Raw genomic sequence first — 17,930 nt, 5'->3', positions numbered from 1 at the left:
ACTGTGCCGAAGCGTCTCTCGTTCCGCAGCCTGCGCACGCGGCATGGCGGCGCGCCCGATCTCCGGCGGTCGCTCCGCGCTACGGTGGCAGCAGATGGCGATGTGCCGCGCCCTTCCTTTGCCAAACGCCAACCGCTTCTCCGCCCGGTGCTGATCCTCATCGACATTTCGGGATCGATGAAGGCGCACACGGCGGACTATCTCAAGGCCGCGCACACCGCCGTGCAGACGCTGGAGCGCGTCGAAGCCTTCACGCTTGGCACGCGGCTCACACGCATCACTACGGCGCTCAAACCCGCCCGCCTCGATCAGGCGCTGGCGCGCGTGGCTGAAGCCGTTGACGACTGGGACGGCGGCACGCGCATCGGCCCCACGCTGCTGGCGCTGCTCGCCGTGCCGCGCTTTCTCACCTTCGCGCGCGGCGCCGTGACGCTGCTGTTGAGCGACGGGCTTGAGACGGGCCCCCCCGATGATTTCGTGAAGGCCATGCGGCGGCTCTCCGCGCTGTCGCATCGCCTGTCGCTGCTGACGCCGCTGGCTGCCGATCCGCGCTTCGCGCCGCGCACCGAGGCGCTGCAAGCCGTGCTGCCGCATCTCGATGATCTGGCCGATGGCTCCTCCCTCGCGCGCCTCACGGATTTCATCACGGGCTTGAAACACAACGCGCCGGCCGCGCACCACATCTGGAACAGGATGGCATCATGACAGGCATCGTCGACGCGCATTTCCATGTCTGGCGGCAGGCGGACCAGCCCTGGCTGGTGGGGCCGATGGTGCCGCGCATCTTCGGCCCTTACGAGGCGATCCGCCGGGATTATCCGATCGAGGAATATCTCGCCGACAATGCGGGGTTGGGCGTCAGCAAGGGCGTCTATGTGCAGACCAACTGGGCGAAGGAAAATTTCGAGGTCGAGGCGCGCTTCGTGAGCGAGATCGCCGCCCGCACGGGTTGGCCCAAGGCCATCGTCGCCTATGCCGATGTCTCGGTTGACGACGTGCGCCCGCAGCTTGACCGGCTGAAGACATATCCGCTGGTGTGCGGCGTGCGCATGCAGCTTCACTGGCACGAAAACGCCACCTTCCGCTTCGCACCCTCGGCGCAGCAGGTGATCGATCCCAAGGTGCGCAAGAATGTGCAGCGCCTCAACGACTATGGCTATTCCTTCGATCTCCAGCTTTTTCCCTCGCAGATGGAAGATGGTTTGCAACTCGTGGGCGAAAACCCGGACACCGATTTCATCCTCACCCATTGCGGCATGCTGACGTCGATGGATCAGCGCGCCGTGGAGGAGTGGCAGCAGGGCCTCCGCACGCTGGCGAAAGCGACGAATTTATACGCCAAGCTCTCGGGCCTCGGCACCTTCGAGCACCGCAATGATCCCAAGGTGATCGCCTTCATCTACGACGCGGCGATCAGAATTCTTGGCAGCGACAGGCTGATGTTCGGATCGAACTTTCCCATCGAAAAGCTGTGGTCCAGCTATGCGGATGTGCTGGCCGCCCACCGCGCCGCTGCTGCCACTCACGGCAAGGAAGCAGAAGACAATATCTTCCGCCGCACGGCGGAGCGTGTCTATCGCGTCTAAGGCTGCGTCACGATGGGAATGCGCGGATCGTGGGCGCGCTGGAGTTTGGAGGCGAGCGCCAGCGTTAGCGCCTGGGCGAGGCACATGGGCGCGGCGAGCGAGCGCGAGAAGCTGTATTGCCGCTCCGGCACCGAAAAGAGTGCGGCGGCATTCTTGGCCAGCGGGGAGAGCGTTGAATCGGTAATGGCGATCACCGGCACCTGCCGCGCGCCCGCCTGTTCCACGATGTTCACCACCTCATTGGCATAGAAGCGGAAAGCCACCGCGAGCAGCGCGTCATTCGCGCGGATGGTCTTCGCCATATGGGTGGCAAGACCGCCGCCCGCATCCAGCAACACGGCGCGCTTTCCCAGCATGGTCAGCACATAGCGCAGGAACTCCACGATGGGGCCGGAGCGCAACTGGCCGATCAGATACACCGTGTCGGCCTTCTCGAGAATATTCACCGCCGCATCGAGCGATGCCGCATCAATGTCGCTCAGCAATTCCTGCAGCGAGGCGATGTCCTTCAGCACGAGATCATGCAGGAAGCCCTTGCTGCCCTGCTGGCCATGCGCGCTCAGCTCCGACTCCAGCGCCTTCACGCGCGCCTCGAAGCCGGGGGCGGCGGTCGAGAGCCGCTTCTGGAACAGGCTCTGCATCTCCTTGAAGCCGTCATAGCCAAGGCTTTGCGCAAAGCGCACGAAGCTCGAGGCGTGGATGCCGCAGGCCTCGGCAATCGCATTCAGCGGTTTCACCGCCACGTCATTGGGGTTCTGCGTAATGAAGAGCGCGATCTGCTGATGCGCCTTGCTCATGCCGCCATATTGATCGTGGACGGTGCGGATCAGCTCCTCATAGTCCTGTGGCGCCAAGCCCATGCCTATTCGGCCCACACCATGGGGGCTGAGGGCGTTGGCGGTCCCGACTGATAAGCACCCCACACGGACTGATCGTAGTTGACGACCGATCCCGTCATCAGGCCTGAATCGGTGGAGGCAAGGAAGGCCACGGCGCGCGCCACTTCCTCCGGTGAAATCAGCCTGCCGAACGGCAGCTTGGCGGAAGCCTTGGACAGCCAGTCATCGGCTGCGCCATGATATTCGCGCTGGATGCGGTCCTCGCCGTCGGAGGCCATCCAGCCGATGTCGAGCTGGTTCACGCGGATGCGGTTGCGCATCAGCGAGAAGGCGGCGTTGCGGGTGAGGGTGGCAAGCGCCCCCTTCGACGCGCAATAGGCGGCGATGAAAGGCTGCCCGGCGCGCTCCGACATCGAGCCGATGTTGACGACCGCGCCTTCGATGCCGTCGCGGATCATGATCTTTGCCGCGTCCTGAATAAGGAAGAAGGGTGCCCGCACATTCACGGCGAACATCGCGTCAAACAATTCGGGCGAGGTGTCGAGCAGATTGCCGCGATCGGTCTTTCCTGCTGCATTTACCAGTATGTCAACGCGGCCAAACGTCTTGTCGGTTTCCGCCACGATGGAACGGCATTCATCCACATCACCCAGATCGGCGGAGATGAACAGTACCTTCGCCTTGGATGATTTTTCGATCTCCGCCGCCACGGCCTTGCCCCTGGCCTCATTGCGCCCGCAGATGACGAGGCCCTTTGCCCCGGCCTCCGCGAAGTTCCGCGCGATGGCGGCGCCCAGCCCTTGCGTGCCGCCGGTGATGATGGCGATTTTTCCAGTGAGACTGTTCATTGCGTGCTCCCATAAAGGCCCGGTCTTTTTTCCGGCGTGATTGCTTTACTCTTCCGTTCAGTGAAGGACTGGCAAGCCGTCTCGGCGATGAAAGTCGCGAGATAGCCGTCCCAGGCGCTGGCTCCCGTATGTGTTGCGCCCGCAATCGCGCGCACCCAGCTTTGCAGTTCGATGCGATAGGCATCGGCAAAACGGCCGCGCCAGTCCGGCGGATAGCTGTGGCTTGCGGCGAGTGCCGCCTTGCGCGCGATGAGGGCGTGCTGCGCCAGTTCGAGCGTGCCGTGCTCGCACACCGCCTCGCCCTTCACCTCATAGCCATAGGCGGCATTGTTGGTGACCTCGACGGTGACAAGCGTGCCCTTCGCCGTGTCGAAGGTGAGGAAGACCGGCGCGCCTTCGGGCGTTGCGCTCAACTTCGGCATGCGGGCATCCACGGTGATAAGTTCATCGTCCAGCAGCCAGCGCGCAATATCCATTTCATGCACGGCGGAATTGCTGATCGCCATGTCAGCGGTGAACCATGAAGGCGCCGCAACATTGCGGTGATGGCAATGCAGCATCAGCGTCCGGCCCAGCGCGCCGCTTGAGAGAACGCCTTTCATCTCCACATAGGCCGGGTCGAACCGGCGCTGATAGCCTACGGTCACCAGCCGCTGTCCCGCCTTTGCTTCGGCCTCCACGATGTCAAGACATGCGGCGCTGGTGGTGGCGAGGGGCTTTTCGCACAGCACGGGCTTTCCCGCTTTCACGGCGGCCAGCACGAAGCCATGATGCGTGGCGTCGGGCGAGGCGACGATCACCGCGTCAATCCTGGGCGACGCGATCACCGCCAGCGGATCGGCGGATGACTCCGCCGCGTCAAGTTCCTGCGCCAGTGCTTTGGCGCGCGCCGGGTCGGCATCGGCGATCACGGCAAGGGTTGCGCCCGGCACATTGCCTGCAAAGGTGCGGGCGTGGTCGCCGCCCATCACGCCGCAGCCGATCACTGCGATGTTCAGCGTCATGCGTTCACCACCAACCGCCTGTCGAGCGTGCCCGCGAAATGATCGAGAATGTTCTGCGCGGATGAAATCGCCATGCGGGCCGCGCATTCTTCGGTGAGCCCGGCGTTGTGCGGGCTGATGGTCACGTTGGCGTTGGCGAGCAGGGGATGATCGGCAGGCGGCGGCTCCTGCGCCAGCACGTCGAGCGCTGCATGGCGCAAATGGCCATCGCGCAAGGCCACGTCGAGCGCCTTTTCGTCAACCAGTTCGCCGCGCGCCGCATTCACCAGAATGGCGGTGGGCTTCATGGCGGCCAGTTCTTTCGCACCGATCACCGGCGCCCTGGTGGCGGGGAGATGCAGCGACACATAATCGGCCTGCGCAAGCGCGCTCAACAGATCAACCGCAGGCGTGCAGTTCAACGCCGTTACCGTTTCCGCCGCGACGAAGGGATCATAGACCGCAACCGTCATACCGAAGGCCTGCGCCAGTTCAGCCACGCGGCGGCCGATGCGCCCGAAGCCGAGGATCAGCAGCGTCTTGCCGTCCAGTTCCCCGGCATTGAACTGATTGCGTTCGTTCCAGTTGCCGCAGCGCGCCGCGTGGTCATGCGCCACGGTGCGCCGCGCGGCGGCCAGCATCAGCATCAGCGTATGTTCGGCCACGGCGCGCGAGTTCACATCGCCAACGATACAGAGCGGAATCTTGCGCGCAGTCAGCGCCGCCACATCCACCGCATCATAGCCCACGCCATGGCGCGAGACGATCTGCAAGCGCGGGGCCGAGGCGATCACCTCCGCCGTCATCGGCTGGGTGCGGATCAGGATGGCATCGGCCTTGGGGGCCAGCGGCGCGTAGGAGGCAAGCGACACCTCGGGCACCATCTCCCACGTCAGGCCCTGCGCATGGTCCAGCACGTCAAGCCCGGCCTGATGGATTTTCCCGGCAATCAGCACATGCGGCATGCTCAGTATCCTGACTTTGCAGGGGCGGGAGCTACGGCAGCCTGTTCGCCCAGCAGCGCCCGCACGGCTGAAACGCTCTGCTGCGCCGCCCCCGCCAGCAGGCGCACATCGTTCGAGATCGTCACGAAGTCGAAGCCCCAGCCGATGGCTTTCGCGGCATAGGCTGGCGTTCCGCAATGGATCGCCGCCTTGATGCCTGCGTTGTGCGCCTCCTTCAGGATGGTCTTGATGGCGCCCACCATCTCTGGCTCCTCGCGGTCGAAGCCGGTTGGATATTTGCGGCCCGTCAGTCCCAGCGTCAGATCGGCGGGGCCGATATAGACGCCGTCGATGCCGGGCGTCTTCACGATGCTCTTGAGATTCTTCATCGCCTCCGCCGTCTCGATCATGGCGAGGCCGAAGACCTGTTCATTGGCCGTCTTGCCATAATCCGCACCCGCCGCAATCGACACGCGCGTCGGCCCGAAGGAACGAACACCTTGCGGGGGATAGCGAAGATACGAAGCGAAGCGCGCCGCTTCCTCCGCATTGTTGATCATCGGGCAGATGATGCCGAAGGCGCCGGCGTCCAACGCCTTCATGATGTCGGCGGGGTCGAGCCATGGCACGCGCACCATCGGCGTCACATTGCTGGCCCGCATCGCCTGCAGCATGGCGGTGGCCTGCTCATAGCCCACGAAGCCATGCTGCAGGTCAATCGTCACGCTGTCATAGCCCTGCGCTGCCATGATCTCGGCCACAAAGCTCGACGAGGTTGAAAGCCAGCCATTGATGACCGGCTTGCCGGAACTCCAAAGTTCACGCACGCGCTGAAACTGCATGATCACACCGCCATCTGTGCGAGTTTGACGTTGAGATAATCATGGATGCCTTCACTGCCGCCCTCGCGCCCCATGCCGGAGGCCTTGATGCCGCCGAAGGGTGCTTCCGCTGCGGCGAGCGCGAAGCTGTTGATGCCCACCATGCCCGCTTCGAGCCGTGCCGAGGCTTCGCGCATGCGCTTCGCATCCTTTGTGAAGGCGTAAGCCGCAAGGCCCATCTCGGTCGCGTTGGCGCGGGTGAAGGCTTCTTCATCCGTCGTGAAAGGCGTGATAGCGGCGATGGGGCCGAAGTTTTCCTCGGCGATCGCTCTCGCATCATCGGGCAGGCCGGTGATCACTGTCGGCGCGAAGAAGAAACCTGTGTTCTGCCCCTTGGGCCGCCCGCCGCCGGTGAGGATATTACCGCCCCGCGCTTTCGCATCGGCCACGATGCCTTCGATGGCGTCAACACGGCGCTGGTTGATGAGGGGCCCCATCTGGCTAGTCTCATCCAGTCCGTGGCCCAGCTTCAATGCAGCGGCGCGGGCCGCGAAGCCCCTGGCGAAGTCATCATGCAGGCGCTCATGCACATAGAAGCGGTCGGCGGTGACGCAGACCTGCCCGGCATTGGCGAATTTCACCGGCACGCAGAGGTCCAGCGTCTTCTCAAGATCGGCGTCATCGAAGACCAGCACCGGCGCATTGCCGCCCAGTTCCATCGACACGCGCTTCATGGTCGCGGCGGAATCGCGGATCATCTGCTGGCCCACGGCGGTGGAGCCGGTGAGCGAGATCTTGCGCACGATCTTCGAATCCATGATCGGCCGGTAGGTGGTTTCGGTGGAACCTGTCACGAGGTTCACAACGCCCGCCGGAAGCCCTGCCTCGCGCAAGCAGTCGATCAGAAGCATGGAGATGCCCGGCACCTCGCGCGAGGGGCGCACGATGGCGGTGCAGCCGGCGGCAAGGGCAGGGGCCACCTTTCGGGCAATCAGGAAGGCGGGGAAGTTCCAAGCCGTGAAGGCGGCGATCACCCCCACCGGCTCGTGATGCACCTCGATCCGCCCGCCGGGCGCCCGGCTTTCGACGATGCGGCCATAGATGCGGCGCGCCTCCTCGGCCTGCCAACGGAACTGATCGTAAGAGAGGCCCCATTCGCGCTTCGCCTGCGCCAGGGGCTTTCCGGTTTCCAGCGTCATCACCCACGCGGCTTCCTCGGTGCGGGCGATCATCACATCCGCCGCCTTGTGCAGAAGCTCGGCCCGCGTCCAGGCGGGCACATGCCGCCAGCTGGTGAAGGCCCGGGCGGCGGAGGCGATGGCGCGGTTCACATCCTCAACGGTTGCGGCAGGGGCCTCGCCCAGCTTCTCGCCGGTGGCCGGGTCATGCACCGCCAGAACGCTTCCCGATCCTTTTTCCCATTTCCCGTCGATAAACAGGCCGTATCTGTCGTATTGCATTCTTCTGTCCTTGCGTGTCTTGCAATTTTTATTGCAGGAATTTCAAAAATGCAATAGACGATGCGCAAACGAAGGCATTGAGTTCAGGGAGGATCGCAAATGTCCACGATACGGCTGACCATGGCGCAGGCGCTGGTGCGCTATCTCATCAACCAGTTCACGGTGGTGGATGGCAAGGAAGTGCCGCTGTTTCCGGGCATGTTCGCCATCTTCGGGCATGGCAATGTCACCTGCCTCTCGGAAGCGCTGGAGGCGGTGAAGGACACGTTCCCCACCTGGCGCGGCCAGAACGAGCAGTCGATGGCACTGGCGGCCATCGCCTTCACAAAAGCGAAGAAGCGCCGCCAGATCATGGTGTGCACCTCCTCCATCGGGCCGGGCGCGCTCAACATGGTGACAGCCGCAGGTGCCGCGCATGCCAACCGTCTGCCCATCCTCATTCTCTCCGGCGATACGTTCGTGAACCGCAGGCCCGATCCCGTCATGCAACAGGTCGAGCATTTCAACAACCCGACCATCAATGTGAACGACGCCTTCAAGGCGGTGACGCGCTATTGGGACAGGATCGTTCATCCCGAGCAGATCATCTCCTCGCTGCCGCAGGCGGTGGCTGTGATGCTCGATCCCGCCGATTGCGGCCCCGCTTTCATCGCGCTGCCGCAGGATATTCAGGAAGTGGCGTGGGATTACCCGGCCAAATTCTTCGAGAAGACGGTGCATAATATTCCGCGCGCCAGGCCAGACCGCACGCGCGTCGCCGAGGCGATCACGCTGCTCAAATCCGCCAAGCGCCCGCTCATCATCGCGGGCGGCGGTACGCGCTATTCGGGCGCGGAGGAGGCGGTGGCACAGTTCGCGCTCGAGCATGGCATTCCGTTGACAGAGACCATCGCCGGCAAAAGCACCGTGCCGCATGATCATCCAGCTTACGCGGGGCCGCTCGGCATCGTCGGCTCAACCTCCGCCAATGCGCTGGCGGCGGAAGCGGATGTGATTGTCGCCATCGGCACGCGTCTCATGGATTTCACCACCGGGTCGTGGACGGTGTTCGCCCCCGATTCCAAATTCATCTCCCTCAATGCGGCGCGCTGGGATGCCACCAAGCACCGCGCTCTCGCCGTGGTCGGCGATGCGAAGGAGTCGATTGAGGAACTCGAGGCCGCGTTGAAAGGCTGGAAGGCCGATCAGACGTGGACGAAAAAGGCCAGGACGCTGATGGCCGAATGGAACAAGGCGCTCGATGGCTATCAGAAGCCCACCAATGCGCCCGTTCCCACCTATGCGCAGGTGGTCGGCGTCGTGAACAAAAAGGCCGCGCCCCGCGATTACATGATCACCGCGGCGGGCGGCCTTCCCGGCGAGACGATGAAGAACTGGCGCTGCCAGACCACCAATTCCTACGATCTCGAATTCGGCTTCTCCTGCATGGGCTATGAGATCGCCGGCGGCTGGGGCGCCAAGATGGCAGACCCGTCGCGCGACGTGATCGTCATGGTGGGTGACGGCAGCTACATGCTGATGAACTCCGACATTTATTCAACCGTCCTCACCGGCCACAAGCTCATCATCGTGGTGTGCGACAATGGCGGCTTCGCCGTCATCAACCGCTTGCAGAATTTCAAGGGCACGCCCGGCTTCAACAATCTCCTCAAGGATTGCAAGACGGCGATTGCGCCCTTCAGCGTCGATTTCGTGAAACACGCCGAAGCCATGGGGGCAAAGGCCCGCAAGGTGGAAAGCCTGGCCGAACTCGAGCAGGCGATGGACTGGGCCAAGGCGCAGGACCGCACCGCCGTGATCTCGATTGTCTCCGATGCGTTTGAATGGACGCCGGGTGACGCGCTGTGGGATGTCGGCGTGCCGCAAGTCTCCACCCGTGATGCGGTGAAGGAGCAGGTGAAGTATCAGGCGGATGTGCGCGCCAAGCAGCGCGTGGGCGTGTGATGCAGAAGCGCGAGCTTGGCATCGGCCTCATCGGCACCGGCTTCATGGGCAAGGCCCATGCCTTTGCCTATCGCATGGCGCTGGCGGCCTTTCCGGATATCCCGACGCCCCGCCTCGTCGCTATCGCGGACGTGAATGCCACATCCGCCGCCGAAGCGGCCCACCAGTATGGCTTTGAATCCTCCTCCGGCAACTGGCGCGACCTGATCGCCAATCCGGCCATCGACGTCATCTCGATCACCACGCCCAATTCCTTCCACAAGGAGATGACGCTTGCCGCGCTTTCCGCCGGCAAGCATGTGCATTGCGAGAAGCCGCTGTCGCCGTCGCTTGCGGACTCGCTGGAGATGGTCGAAGCGGCGGAGGCCAAGGGCCTCATCACGCAGGTGGGCTTCAACTACATCAAGAACCCGATGCTGAAGCTGGCGCGCGAGATGATCGAGGCGGGCGAGCTTGGCGAGATCACCGGCTTTCGCGGCATTCACGCCGAAGACTACATGCACGATCCGGCGTCGCCGTGGACGTGGCGCATCGATCCCAAGGGCGGCCCCGGCGTGGTGGCCGATCTCGGCTCGCACATCATCTGCATGGCGCGCTATCTCCTGGGCGGCATCGCGGAGATAAATGCCGATCTCCGCACCATCGTGAAACAGCGCCCGATTGCCGTGGGCTCATCGGACATGAAGCCCGTCGAGGTGGATGACATGGCGCGCATGCTCGTCACCTTTGAACGCGGCTGCGCGGGCACGCTCGAGGCGACATGGGTGAACACGGGGCGCAAGATGCATCTGGCCTTCGAGGTCACGGGAGTCAAAGGCAGCCTGGTGTTCAATCAGGAACATCTCAACGAACTGCATTTCTACAAGGCCGGCGGCGATCCGCGCACGTCGGGCTTCGCAAAGATCGAGTCAGGCCCTGTGCATCCGCCCTATGGCCAGTTCTGCGTGGCGAGCGGCCATCAGCTTGGCTTCAATGACCTCAAGACCATCGAGATGGGCGAATTCCTGCGCGGCATCGCTCTGGGCAAGGCAACGGGGCCGGATTTCCGCGAGGCCTATAACATCCAGAAGGTGGTCGAAGCGGCAGTCGCGTCGTCCAAAACCCGCGCGTGGGAGCGTGTGGGCAAATAAAAAACACCTGTCACCCCAGCGAAAGCCGGGGCCCATGGTTCAACCGCACCGCAAGTGGAAAGTCTGGGTTCCGGCGTGCGCCGGAATGACAGAGAGAGCTTTCACCCACCCCGCGATTTGAAACTGGATTGCACAGCGAACTGGCCCTGCGGAGGGCCGGGCACATCGTTCCACACGGCGCTTAGCGTCCGGCCATAGACGCAGCCGCTGTCGGCATTGCACCGTGTACGGAGCAGTTCTAGCCCCCAAGGCGAATGGCCGTGATAGAGATAGACGCCGGGATAGTCCTGCTCGCCGCCTTTGTGGTAGCGCTTCCACATCAGCGTCTCGGGGCCTTGCTGTGAAAGTGGTGCGCGCTCGTCTAGCCCCGCATGGGCATAGGCCGCGCCGCCCTCCACAAAAAGCAGCCGCGTCCGCTCCAGCCAGTCCAGAACGCCAAGCGGAATGTGCCCGCCGAAGCTCCTGATCGTCTCGCCCGCGAAGCTCAGTTCGCCGTCGAGGATCATCTGGTCGTGATTGCCGCGGATGAGCACAAGACGTTCGCCCATCGCCTTGCCCTGCGCGCGCAGAAACTCATAGACGCCTTTGGAATCCGGCCCGCGATCAAAATAGTCGCCCAGCATCACCACGCGAAACATGCGCTCCCCGGCGTGATCGCGGATCATGCCGAAGAGATGCCTCAACTCATCGGCACAGCCATGCACATCGCCGACGGCATAGGTTCTCACCCGAGCAGCGCTTCCGTTTCGGCGCGGGTGGGCATGGCGGGGGCGGTGCCGGGGCGCGTCACGGAAATCCCCGCCGCCGCCGAGCCATAGCGCGCCGCCGCCAGCGGTTCGAGGCCGCGCGCCAGGGCGGCGGCAAACGCGCCGACGAAGGCATCGCCCGCGCCTGCCGTCTCCACCACCGGCCCCGCCTTGAAGGGCGGGATCAGTTCGGATCTGGATTTGGTGTGAAACAGCGCGCCTTTATCCCCAAGCGTGATCAGCGCCGTGCGCGCACCCTTGGCCAGCAACGCATCGCCCGCTTTGCGCGCCTCATCGGCAGTAGTGACGGGAAGCCCGGTCAGGCCGGCCGCCTCGCTCTCATTGGGTATCACGTAATCGCAGAGCGGATAGATCGCTTCGTCAAGCGGCGCTGCAGGCGCGGGGTTGAACAGCGTCGTCACGCCTGCTTTGTGCGCGATCTCAAGGCCCCGCCGCGCGGCGGCGATCGGCTGCTCCAATTGCGTGACGAAGACCTTGGCCGAGGTGATCGCGTCCACCGCGGCCTCCACATCCGCCGCACTGATGTTGCCTGCCGCACCCGGCACCACGATGATGGCGTTTTCGCCGGTGCGGTCATTCACGAAGATATAGGCGGCGCCGGTTGGCGCATCCGCCGTCTGCACGACGCGCGGCGTGATGCCTTCTTTTGCCCAGGCGGCCAGCGCGATGTCGCCGAAGGCATCCTTGCCGAGCCTTGAGATGAAGCTCACCGGCGCACCGGCGCGCGCCGCCGCCACCGCCTGGTTCGAGCCCTTGCCGCCCGGCCCCATGGCGAAGCCCGAGCCGATCAGCGTTTCGCCGATGGCCGGCGGCCTGCTGGCGCGGAAGGCAAGGTCGGCCACGAAGATGCCGAGGATGGCGACGCCCGATGTCATCTTTACTTGGCCTTGGGCGGGATCACGCCCTTCTTCAGCACGAAGCAGCCATAGAAGCGCGGCTCGCCCGTCACGATCACCGCATAGGCCTTTTTGGCGCGCTCATAAAAGGCGAAGCGCTCGATCGACCCCATGGGCCATGATTTGCCTTCCGCCTTGTCGATGGCCTTCTGCACTTCCGCCTGAACGGCGGGAATTTCCTTCGGGCTGCCCGAGACTTCCATGCGCTCGGCGGGATGATCCACGAAGCTGTCGAGCGGCATGACAGACAGCACCGCCTCCACCACCTCGGCGGCGGAGAGATTGTCCATCCGCAACAGCTTGCCCAGCACCGTTTGCCTGGCCACCGAATCAGAGGGGAAATTGAGATCGGAAATGATCAGGTCATCGCCATGGCCCATGGCGCGCAGCGCATGGATCACATCGGCATTGAGGCGGTTGTCAAAATTCCTGAGCATTCAAGGTCCTCCCAAAACGTCACATTTTTCTGTGAGGCGGACCTTGGAGGAGTGATGATGGAAAAGTCAAGTTTGCCCAAGCCTTCAATAATTGCCGCCGTACGAAAGGTAAATCGCAATCCATAATCCAGTCATGACAACGATCATCGCAACAGTGAGCATTGCTGCCCAATATCCAATATTTGATGTGTAATGCTCTCTTTTGGTTTCGAACGTGCGCCACCGTGCCCGGAAGTAATCTCCAACGGTTCCGCTGAAGAAAAGAAACGCCAGGCATTCCGACACGACGCTGATTGTGAGGCAAGCAATCCAGAGTGCGATGAGAATTGTGGTCATCACTGCCGCCCAGTATGAATCCCCTCAAGGTTCAGAAGATGCACCAGCGCCAGCAGGGCGATGACCGCGCCGATGAACAGGAAGGGCGTGGTCGGGAACATCCGGGGCGAAAAATCCTTGCGGGGGCGGCGTTCCAGCCAGGCCATCAGGGCGGTCAGCGCCGCGCCGAATCCCAGGGCGGAAAGGGTGAGCCAGAGTTCGGTTGGATCGAGGTTGGCGGGCATGGCAAGGTCTGGTTGACAGGGCAGGGCTGGCCCCCTATAGACCGGCCTTCAAATCTCCGGGCGGCTGCGGGGCTTCGCACCCATCTGCCTGAAATAACAGGTGAAGTCCATGAAAGTCCGCAATTCGCTCAAGGCGCTGATCAAGCGGCACCGCGACAACAAGCTGGTGCGCCGCAAGGGCCGCGTCTACATCATCAACAAGACAAATCCGCGCTTCAAGGCGCGGCAGGGCTAAGCTTTACCTTTTGACAAGGTTTTGAACGCCGTGAGCGGGCGCCGCGCACGGCGCTCATTTTGTTGCCATGGTCATTGGTGTAGTCTCACGCCATGCGCCATGTGCTTCTCGCCGGATTGATCCTTCTTGCCGTTCCCGCGGCGGCGTTCGCCGATGATGCGAAGCCCGCACCCACGCCTTCCGAAGTGCGCGCCGACCGGCTCGATTCCCTGTTCGCAAGGCTTCACGTCTCCACCGATGCGCAAAGCGCGCAGAAGATCGAAGCCGATATCTGGGCGATCTGGGCGTCCTCCGATTCGCCCACGGCGGAGGTGCTGCTGCGCCAGGCCTCGCGCGCCATGGGCGACGGCGCGCCGGAACAGGCGCTCGATATCCTTAACACGCTGATCGGCGCCTATCCGGATTTCGCCGAAGCCTGGAACCGCCGCGCCACGCTCTATTACGAAATGAAGCGCGACGATCTGGCGCTGAAGGACATCGACAAGGTGCTGGAACTCGAGCCCCGCCATTTCGGCGCGCTGGCGGGCCGGGGCCTCATCTACCAGCGCGAAAAGAACTACAGCGCCGCACTCTCAGCCTTCAACGAGGCGCTGGCCATCAACCCCGGCATGGACGCGATCAGGGACGCGGTGAAGGCGATCATGAAACAGGAACGGGCGATCTGACCGGATCGCCGCGTGACTGTTTGAATCTACAACCCCAACATCCCGTCACCTCCGCGAAGGCGGAGGCCCCGCTTCATGCTGAAAAATGCGCAGTGTAGCAGCGGGTTTCCCGCCGCCGCGGGAATGACGGATTTTGGGATCCGGGCGCAATTGGGATGTAAGCTATCATTCGCGTTTTTCTGGGTCCGGCGGAACAGGCCTTCTGCCGACAATCGAATACCAAATCGGCATGAATACCAGAAAGAACCACGCCCAAAACAGCAACCCCAAAAGCATTCCGGAAACAAACCCCGTTCCCGCAAGCAAGGCCAGGGATAGCAGGAGAATGGCGATTTGCCTGACGCGCGGCATTTTCCCGATCACACTGTGCTTCTCCCTGCGGTTTGAGGCGTAGTCTAATTCCCCGCAGCACCATTCTTGCCCACATAGGCGATGCGCATCATGTTGGTGGCGCCGGGGGTGCCTAGGGGAACGCCGGCGGTGATGATGATGCGCTGGCCCGCCTGCGCGAAGCCTTCCTGGAAGGCGATGCCGGTGGCCTTGGCCACCATGTCGTCGAGATCGCGGGCGTCGTCGCTCAGCACGCAATGCAGGCCCCAGGCCAGCGCCAGCCGCCTGGCGGTCGAGGGAATGGGCGTCAGGCAGATCACCGGCGTGTCGGGCCGCTCGCGCGAGACGCGAAGGCCGGTCGAGCCCGAGCCCGTATAGCAGACGATGGCCGCCAGTTTGAGCGTTTCGGAAATGGTGCGGGCGGCGGCGGAGATGGCATCGGCGCTGGTCGCCTGCGGCTCGTAACGCTGGGCGGTGATGATGCCGCGATAGAAGGTGTCACGCTCCACCGACTGGGCGATGTGGTCCATGGTCGCCACGGCACGCTCGGGCCAGGCGCCGCTGGCGCTTTCGGCGGAGAGCATCACGGCGTCCGCACCTTCATAGACGGCGGTGGCGACGTCGGAGACTTCGGCGCGTGTCGGCACCGGCTCGACGATCATCGATTCCAGCATCTGGGTGGCGACGATCACCGGCTTTCCGGCTTTGCGCGCCGCGCGGGTGATCTGCTTCTGCTTGGCGGGCACGGTTTCGAGCGGCAGTTCGACGCCAAGATCGCCGCGCGCCACCATGATGCCATCGGCCAACTCAAGAATTTCCTCAAGGCAGCCGAGTGCCGAAGGCTTTTCAATCTTGGCCATCACCCCGGCGCGGCCCGCCACGAGCTTCCGCGCTTCGGCCACGTCATCGGGGCGCTGCACGAAGGAGAGGGCAATCCAGTCCACCCCCAGCGTCGCCGCCGCTTCGAGATCGGCGCGGTCCTTGTCGGTGAGGGCCGGAATGGGGATCACCGTGTCGGGCAGGTTCACGCCCTTGCGGTTGGAGAGCACGCCGCCGAAGATCACGCGGGTTTCAAGGCGCGTGGGTTCGGCGCGGGTGATCTCGACACGCAGCCGCCCGTCGTTCAGCAGCAGATTGTCGCCCTCGCGTGCCGAGGCAAAGATCTCCGGATGCGGCAGGAACACGCGCGTGGCATCGCCCGGCGTCTGGTCGGTGTCGAAAACAAAGGTATCGCCTGCTTTGATCTTCGCCTCTTTTTCCGCGAAGGTGCCGATGCGGATCTTGGGGCCCTGCAGATCGGCGAGAATGCCGATGGGGCGGCCGAGCTTTGCTTCAACGCCACGGATCGCCCCATGCAGCTCGTTCAGGAGCTGATGGTTGGTGTGGCTCATGTTGATGCGGAACACATCGACGCCGGCGAGAAACAGCTTCTCGATCATCTCCGCCGTCGATGAGGCAGGGCCGAGTGTTGCGACGATTTTGACGTTGCGATTGCGCCGCACGATTACTGACCCTGCTGGCCCTGTGTCGTCTTCTCGCCGGAGAGCGAAACGGTCCAGTCAGTTTCCTCGTTGGTGTCGACCTCGAAGAAGCCGACCTTCTGATAGCCGCGGCCGGCGCAATCCTCGATGCCGCGGATGGTGAACACTTTTTCGCGGATGCACATCATGGATTTGCCGCCCCATGAGCCGCCCTTCTCGAAGTCCACCGCATAGACGTAATAATAGCGGGCGATCAGGTTGCCCTTGAGGAGGGCGGTGCATTTCTGCGCGTCGATGGTCCACCAGCCTTCGCTCGCCCAGCCATCCTTGTCCTTGTAGCCGATGGCCACGCCCACGCGGCTGGCCGTGTTGTTGCACATCTTGAGATCGGCGCGGGCCGGCATGGACATCGCGGCAAAGCCCGCGCACAGTGCCGCGGCGAACGCCAGTTTCCGCACCATTCGGCCATCTCCCCCATGCGTCTGCGAATCGGTCATAAACATTCCTCTTGTGCTTCGTGCCGTCAACTGCCCCCGGCCCCGCTGCAATCCCGCCGCGCAATGGTGGCGGCAGGATGGCGCAGGCTTTAGCGGCATCCGGGAGACCCGTCCATGGCGAAGATTGTAACGAATGAGGCGTTTGAGCATGTGGCGGGCGAGGGGCCGCTGCTCCTGATCTGCGACCATGCCAGCAATCATGTGCCGCCCGAATATGGCCGGCTTGGCCTCCCCGAGGCTGAGTTCCAGCGCCACATCGCCTATGACATCGGCGCCAGGGACGTGACGCTGGGGCTGGCCGACAGGCTCACGTCGGAGGCCCTGCTGACCCGCCATTCCCGCCTGCTGATCGACCCCAACCGGGGGATGGATGATCCCACCCTCATCATGAAGCTCTCGGATGGCGCTGTGGTGCCGGGCAACCGCCATGTGGACGAGGCGGAGCGTGACAGGCGGATCGCTCGCTACTTCACGCCCTACCACCAGGCCATCACGGCGGCGCTTGATGCGAAGGTGGCCCAAGGCCTCACCCCCATCATCTTCTCCATGCACAGTTTCACGCCTTTCTGGCGGGGCTGGCCAAGGCCCTGGCATGTGGGCGTCTTGTGGGACAGGGATGCCAGGCTCGCCGTCCCGATGATCCACGCGCTGGCAAAAGAACCGGGCATGATCGTGGGCGACAATGAGCCTTATTCCGGCGCTCTGGAGGGCGACACGCTCTGGCAGCATGGCACCGAGCGCGGCATCGCCCATGTGCTGATCGAGGTCCGGCAAGACCTTATTGCCGCCAAATCAGGTGTGGATGAATGGGTGGAACGGCTGGCGCGGGTGCTTGAACCCTTTATGTAGGAGGGTCCGGCAGGGCGGGCCGGAGCATTCGAGGACGCCATGGACATGGACGACAGGACCAGGACAGAGCTTGAGGCCTCGGTGTTCCGCCGCCTCGTGGCGCATCTGCGCCAGCGCACGGATGTTCAGAACATCGACCTCATGAACCTCGCAGGCTTCTGCCGCAACTGTCTCTCCAACTGGTTTGAAGAGGCGGCGAAGGACAAGGGCGAGCCGGTGAGCCGCGCCGAAGCGCGCGAGATGGTCTACGGCATGCCCTATGAAGACTGGAAGGCGCTCCACCAGAAAGACGCCACGCCCGCCCAGCAGCAGGCGTTCGAGAAATCCCACAAACACTAAGGACGATCATCATGGCGGACACCAAGACCACTTTCGCGCAGGGCCAGCTTCGCTCCCTCGTCGAGCGCATCGAGCGGCTCGAGGAGGAAAAGAAGACTATCGCGGGCGACATCAAGGAAGTCTATGCCGAGGCCAAGGCCAACGGCTTCGACACCAAGATCCTCCGCAAGGTGATTTCGCTCCGCAAGAAGGAAGCCAACGAACGCGAGGAAGAACAATCGATGCTCGATCTCTACATGGAAGCCTTGGGGATGATCCCGGCGGAGCGGGACGCGGCGTAACATCCTTTTTACTTCCGTCATTCCCGCGACGGCGGGAA

The 17,930-nt window shown here is 63.4% G+C and carries 23 protein-coding genes; 9 read left to right on the top strand and 14 right to left on the bottom strand.

Going from position 1 to position 17,930, the window contains the following annotated elements:
* Positions 1–3: 3 nt before the first annotated feature.
* Together QM694_RS07850 and QM694_RS07845 are read left to right on the top strand one after the other, a co-directional pair.
* On the top strand, positions 4–705 hold the full coding sequence (locus tag QM694_RS07850) for a VWA domain-containing protein (RefSeq protein WP_415006390.1): 702 nt from the start codon (positions 4–6) through the stop codon (positions 703–705).
* Positions 702–1,586, top strand: coding sequence for an amidohydrolase family protein (locus QM694_RS07845; RefSeq protein ID WP_415006389.1), 885 nt, complete (start codon positions 702–704; stop codon positions 1,584–1,586). The genes QM694_RS07850 and QM694_RS07845 overlap by 4 nt, the downstream gene beginning before the upstream one ends.
* Here the strand turns inward: QM694_RS07845 and QM694_RS07840 are convergent.
* From QM694_RS07840 to QM694_RS07815, 6 genes are read right to left on the bottom strand one after another with little or no spacing between them, the layout of a single operon-like run.
* Positions 1,583–2,446 (bottom strand): MurR/RpiR family transcriptional regulator, encoded by an 864-nt coding sequence (locus QM694_RS07840; protein ID WP_415006388.1) that lies wholly within the window; start codon positions 2,444–2,446, stop codon positions 1,583–1,585. The two genes, QM694_RS07845 and QM694_RS07840, sit on opposite strands and share 4 nt — an antisense overlap.
* A gap of 2 nt (positions 2,447–2,448) precedes the next feature.
* Entirely contained in the window at positions 2,449–3,273 is an 825-nt protein-coding gene (locus QM694_RS07835; protein ID WP_415006387.1) for an SDR family oxidoreductase, read from the bottom strand.
* Positions 3,270–4,277 (bottom strand): Gfo/Idh/MocA family protein, encoded by a 1,008-nt coding sequence (locus tag QM694_RS07830; RefSeq protein ID WP_415006386.1) that lies wholly within the window; start codon positions 4,275–4,277, stop codon positions 3,270–3,272. The genes QM694_RS07835 and QM694_RS07830 overlap by 4 nt, the downstream gene beginning before the upstream one ends.
* Positions 4,274–5,221, bottom strand: a complete 948-nt coding sequence (locus QM694_RS07825) for a hydroxyacid dehydrogenase (RefSeq protein WP_415006385.1) — start codon at positions 5,219–5,221, stop codon at positions 4,274–4,276. The genes QM694_RS07830 and QM694_RS07825 overlap by 4 nt, the downstream gene beginning before the upstream one ends.
* 2 nt (positions 5,222–5,223) lie before the next feature.
* Positions 5,224–6,042 carry an HpcH/HpaI aldolase family protein gene (locus QM694_RS07820; RefSeq protein WP_415006384.1) on the bottom strand — a complete coding sequence of 273 codons (819 nt, stop codon included), beginning with the start codon at positions 6,040–6,042 and terminating at the stop codon, positions 5,224–5,226.
* A 2-nt stretch (positions 6,043–6,044) separates the two neighbouring features.
* Positions 6,045–7,481, bottom strand: coding sequence for an NAD-dependent succinate-semialdehyde dehydrogenase (locus QM694_RS07815; RefSeq protein ID WP_415006383.1), 1,437 nt, complete (start codon positions 7,479–7,481; stop codon positions 6,045–6,047).
* A 99-nt stretch (positions 7,482–7,580) separates the two neighbouring features.
* Here QM694_RS07815 and iolD point away from each other — a divergent pair, with 99 nt between their 5' ends.
* Entirely contained in the window at positions 7,581–9,425 is a 1,845-nt protein-coding gene (iolD, locus tag QM694_RS07810; protein WP_415006382.1) for a 3D-(3,5/4)-trihydroxycyclohexane-1,2-dione acylhydrolase (decyclizing), read from the top strand.
* A complete protein-coding gene (locus QM694_RS07805) occupies positions 9,425–10,555 on the top strand; it encodes a Gfo/Idh/MocA family protein (protein ID WP_415006381.1) in 1,131 nt (376 codons plus the stop codon). Before iolD ends, QM694_RS07805 begins: the two co-directional genes overlap by 1 nt.
* 101 nt (positions 10,556–10,656) lie before the next feature.
* Here QM694_RS07805 and QM694_RS07800 read toward each other — a convergent pair whose 3' ends face one another.
* The 5 genes from QM694_RS07800 to QM694_RS07780 all read right to left on the bottom strand — a co-directional run bounded on the left by QM694_RS07800 (position 10,657) and on the right by QM694_RS07780 (position 13,215).
* On the bottom strand, positions 10,657–11,283 hold the full coding sequence (locus QM694_RS07800; RefSeq protein ID WP_415006380.1) for a metallophosphoesterase: 627 nt from the start codon (positions 11,281–11,283) through the stop codon (positions 10,657–10,659).
* Entirely contained in the window at positions 11,280–12,197 is a 918-nt protein-coding gene (gene rbsK, locus QM694_RS07795) for a ribokinase (RefSeq protein WP_415006379.1), read from the bottom strand. Before rbsK ends, QM694_RS07800 begins: the two co-directional genes overlap by 4 nt.
* 2 nt (positions 12,198–12,199) lie before the next feature.
* Positions 12,200–12,655, bottom strand: a complete 456-nt coding sequence (locus QM694_RS07790; RefSeq protein WP_415006378.1) for an RbsD/FucU family protein — start codon at positions 12,653–12,655, stop codon at positions 12,200–12,202.
* A gap of 84 nt (positions 12,656–12,739) precedes the next feature.
* The gene (locus QM694_RS07785; RefSeq protein WP_415006377.1) at positions 12,740–12,991 is read right to left on the bottom strand and encodes a hypothetical protein; all 252 of its coding nucleotides are present in this window, start codon (positions 12,989–12,991) and stop codon (positions 12,740–12,742) included.
* Positions 12,991–13,215, bottom strand: a complete 225-nt coding sequence (locus QM694_RS07780; protein ID WP_415006376.1) for a hypothetical protein — start codon at positions 13,213–13,215, stop codon at positions 12,991–12,993. The genes QM694_RS07785 and QM694_RS07780 overlap by 1 nt, the downstream gene beginning before the upstream one ends.
* Before the next feature lie 109 nt (positions 13,216–13,324).
* On the opposite strand from QM694_RS07780, the gene ykgO reads away from it, so the two are divergent.
* Together ykgO and QM694_RS07770 are read left to right on the top strand one after the other, a co-directional pair.
* Complete coding sequence (gene ykgO, locus QM694_RS07775; protein WP_415006375.1) at positions 13,325–13,450, top strand: type B 50S ribosomal protein L36; 126 nt, start codon at positions 13,325–13,327, stop codon at positions 13,448–13,450.
* A 92-nt stretch (positions 13,451–13,542) separates the two neighbouring features.
* Positions 13,543–14,115, top strand: coding sequence for a tetratricopeptide repeat protein (locus tag QM694_RS07770; RefSeq protein ID WP_415006374.1), 573 nt, complete (start codon positions 13,543–13,545; stop codon positions 14,113–14,115).
* 165 nt (positions 14,116–14,280) lie between these two features.
* On the opposite strand, the gene QM694_RS07765 is transcribed toward QM694_RS07770, so the two are convergent.
* Genes QM694_RS07765 through QM694_RS07755 form a run of 3 tightly spaced genes read right to left on the bottom strand, consistent with a single transcriptional unit; the run spans position 14,281 to position 16,423 of the window.
* Positions 14,281–14,478 (bottom strand): hypothetical protein, encoded by a 198-nt coding sequence (locus QM694_RS07765; protein WP_415006373.1) that lies wholly within the window; start codon positions 14,476–14,478, stop codon positions 14,281–14,283.
* A gap of 32 nt (positions 14,479–14,510) precedes the next feature.
* Positions 14,511–15,947, bottom strand: a complete 1,437-nt coding sequence (pyk, locus tag QM694_RS07760) for a pyruvate kinase (protein WP_415006372.1) — start codon at positions 15,945–15,947, stop codon at positions 14,511–14,513.
* A 2-nt stretch (positions 15,948–15,949) separates the two neighbouring features.
* Positions 15,950–16,423, bottom strand: a complete 474-nt coding sequence (locus QM694_RS07755) for a DUF1036 domain-containing protein (RefSeq protein ID WP_415006371.1) — start codon at positions 16,421–16,423, stop codon at positions 15,950–15,952.
* Between the two features lie 114 nt (positions 16,424–16,537).
* Between QM694_RS07755 and QM694_RS07750 the strand changes: the two genes are divergently transcribed.
* The 3 genes from QM694_RS07750 to QM694_RS07740 are packed head-to-tail and all read left to right on the top strand — an operon-like array spanning position 16,538 to position 17,892.
* A complete protein-coding gene (locus tag QM694_RS07750; RefSeq protein WP_415006370.1) occupies positions 16,538–17,272 on the top strand; it encodes an N-formylglutamate amidohydrolase in 735 nt (244 codons plus the stop codon).
* Positions 17,273–17,317: 45 nt separating this feature from the next.
* Complete coding sequence (locus QM694_RS07745) at positions 17,318–17,611, top strand: DUF1244 domain-containing protein (protein WP_415006369.1); 294 nt, start codon at positions 17,318–17,320, stop codon at positions 17,609–17,611.
* A gap of 11 nt (positions 17,612–17,622) precedes the next feature.
* Positions 17,623–17,892, top strand: a complete 270-nt coding sequence (locus QM694_RS07740; RefSeq protein ID WP_415006368.1) for a DUF2312 domain-containing protein — start codon at positions 17,623–17,625, stop codon at positions 17,890–17,892.
* The last annotated feature ends 38 nt before the right edge of the window (positions 17,893–17,930 follow it).

It is taken from the genome of Aestuariivirga sp. (assembly GCF_047602625.1).
Lineage (GTDB): Bacteria > Pseudomonadota > Alphaproteobacteria > Rhizobiales > Aestuariivirgaceae > Aestuariivirga.
The sequence above is the reverse complement of the archived record's forward strand: the minus strand, read 5'-3'. Positions and strand labels throughout refer to the sequence as shown.

Coding starts and splice junctions, on each gene's coding strand:
- QM694_RS07845 (WP_415006389.1), top strand. CDS start 702: ATGACAGGCATCGTCGACGCGCATTTCCATGTCTGGCGGCAGGCGGAC.
- QM694_RS07840 (WP_415006388.1), bottom strand. CDS start 2,446: ATGGGCTTGGCGCCACAGGACTATGAGGAGCTGATCCGCACCGTCCAC.
- QM694_RS07835 (WP_415006387.1), bottom strand. CDS start 3,273: ATGAACAGTCTCACTGGAAAAATCGCCATCATCACCGGCGGCACGCAA.
- QM694_RS07830 (WP_415006386.1), bottom strand. CDS start 4,277: ATGACGCTGAACATCGCAGTGATCGGCTGCGGCGTGATGGGCGGCGAC.
- QM694_RS07825 (WP_415006385.1), bottom strand. CDS start 5,221: ATGCCGCATGTGCTGATTGCCGGGAAAATCCATCAGGCCGGGCTTGAC.
- QM694_RS07820 (WP_415006384.1), bottom strand. CDS start 6,042: ATGCAGTTTCAGCGCGTGCGTGAACTTTGGAGTTCCGGCAAGCCGGTC.
- QM694_RS07815 (WP_415006383.1), bottom strand. CDS start 7,481: ATGCAATACGACAGATACGGCCTGTTTATCGACGGGAAATGGGAAAAA.
- iolD (WP_415006382.1), top strand. CDS start 7,581: ATGTCCACGATACGGCTGACCATGGCGCAGGCGCTGGTGCGCTATCTC.
- QM694_RS07805 (WP_415006381.1), top strand. CDS start 9,425: ATGCAGAAGCGCGAGCTTGGCATCGGCCTCATCGGCACCGGCTTCATG.
- rbsK (WP_415006379.1), bottom strand. CDS start 12,197: ATGACATCGGGCGTCGCCATCCTCGGCATCTTCGTGGCCGACCTTGCC.
- QM694_RS07790 (WP_415006378.1), bottom strand. CDS start 12,655: ATGCTCAGGAATTTTGACAACCGCCTCAATGCCGATGTGATCCATGCG.
- QM694_RS07785 (WP_415006377.1), bottom strand. CDS start 12,991: ATGACCACAATTCTCATCGCACTCTGGATTGCTTGCCTCACAATCAGC.
- QM694_RS07780 (WP_415006376.1), bottom strand. CDS start 13,215: ATGCCCGCCAACCTCGATCCAACCGAACTCTGGCTCACCCTTTCCGCC.
- ykgO (WP_415006375.1), top strand. CDS start 13,325: ATGAAAGTCCGCAATTCGCTCAAGGCGCTGATCAAGCGGCACCGCGAC.
- QM694_RS07770 (WP_415006374.1), top strand. CDS start 13,543: ATGCGCCATGTGCTTCTCGCCGGATTGATCCTTCTTGCCGTTCCCGCG.
- QM694_RS07755 (WP_415006371.1), bottom strand. CDS start 16,423: ATGACCGATTCGCAGACGCATGGGGGAGATGGCCGAATGGTGCGGAAA.
- QM694_RS07750 (WP_415006370.1), top strand. CDS start 16,538: ATGGCGAAGATTGTAACGAATGAGGCGTTTGAGCATGTGGCGGGCGAG.
- QM694_RS07745 (WP_415006369.1), top strand. CDS start 17,318: ATGGACGACAGGACCAGGACAGAGCTTGAGGCCTCGGTGTTCCGCCGC.
- QM694_RS07740 (WP_415006368.1), top strand. CDS start 17,623: ATGGCGGACACCAAGACCACTTTCGCGCAGGGCCAGCTTCGCTCCCTC.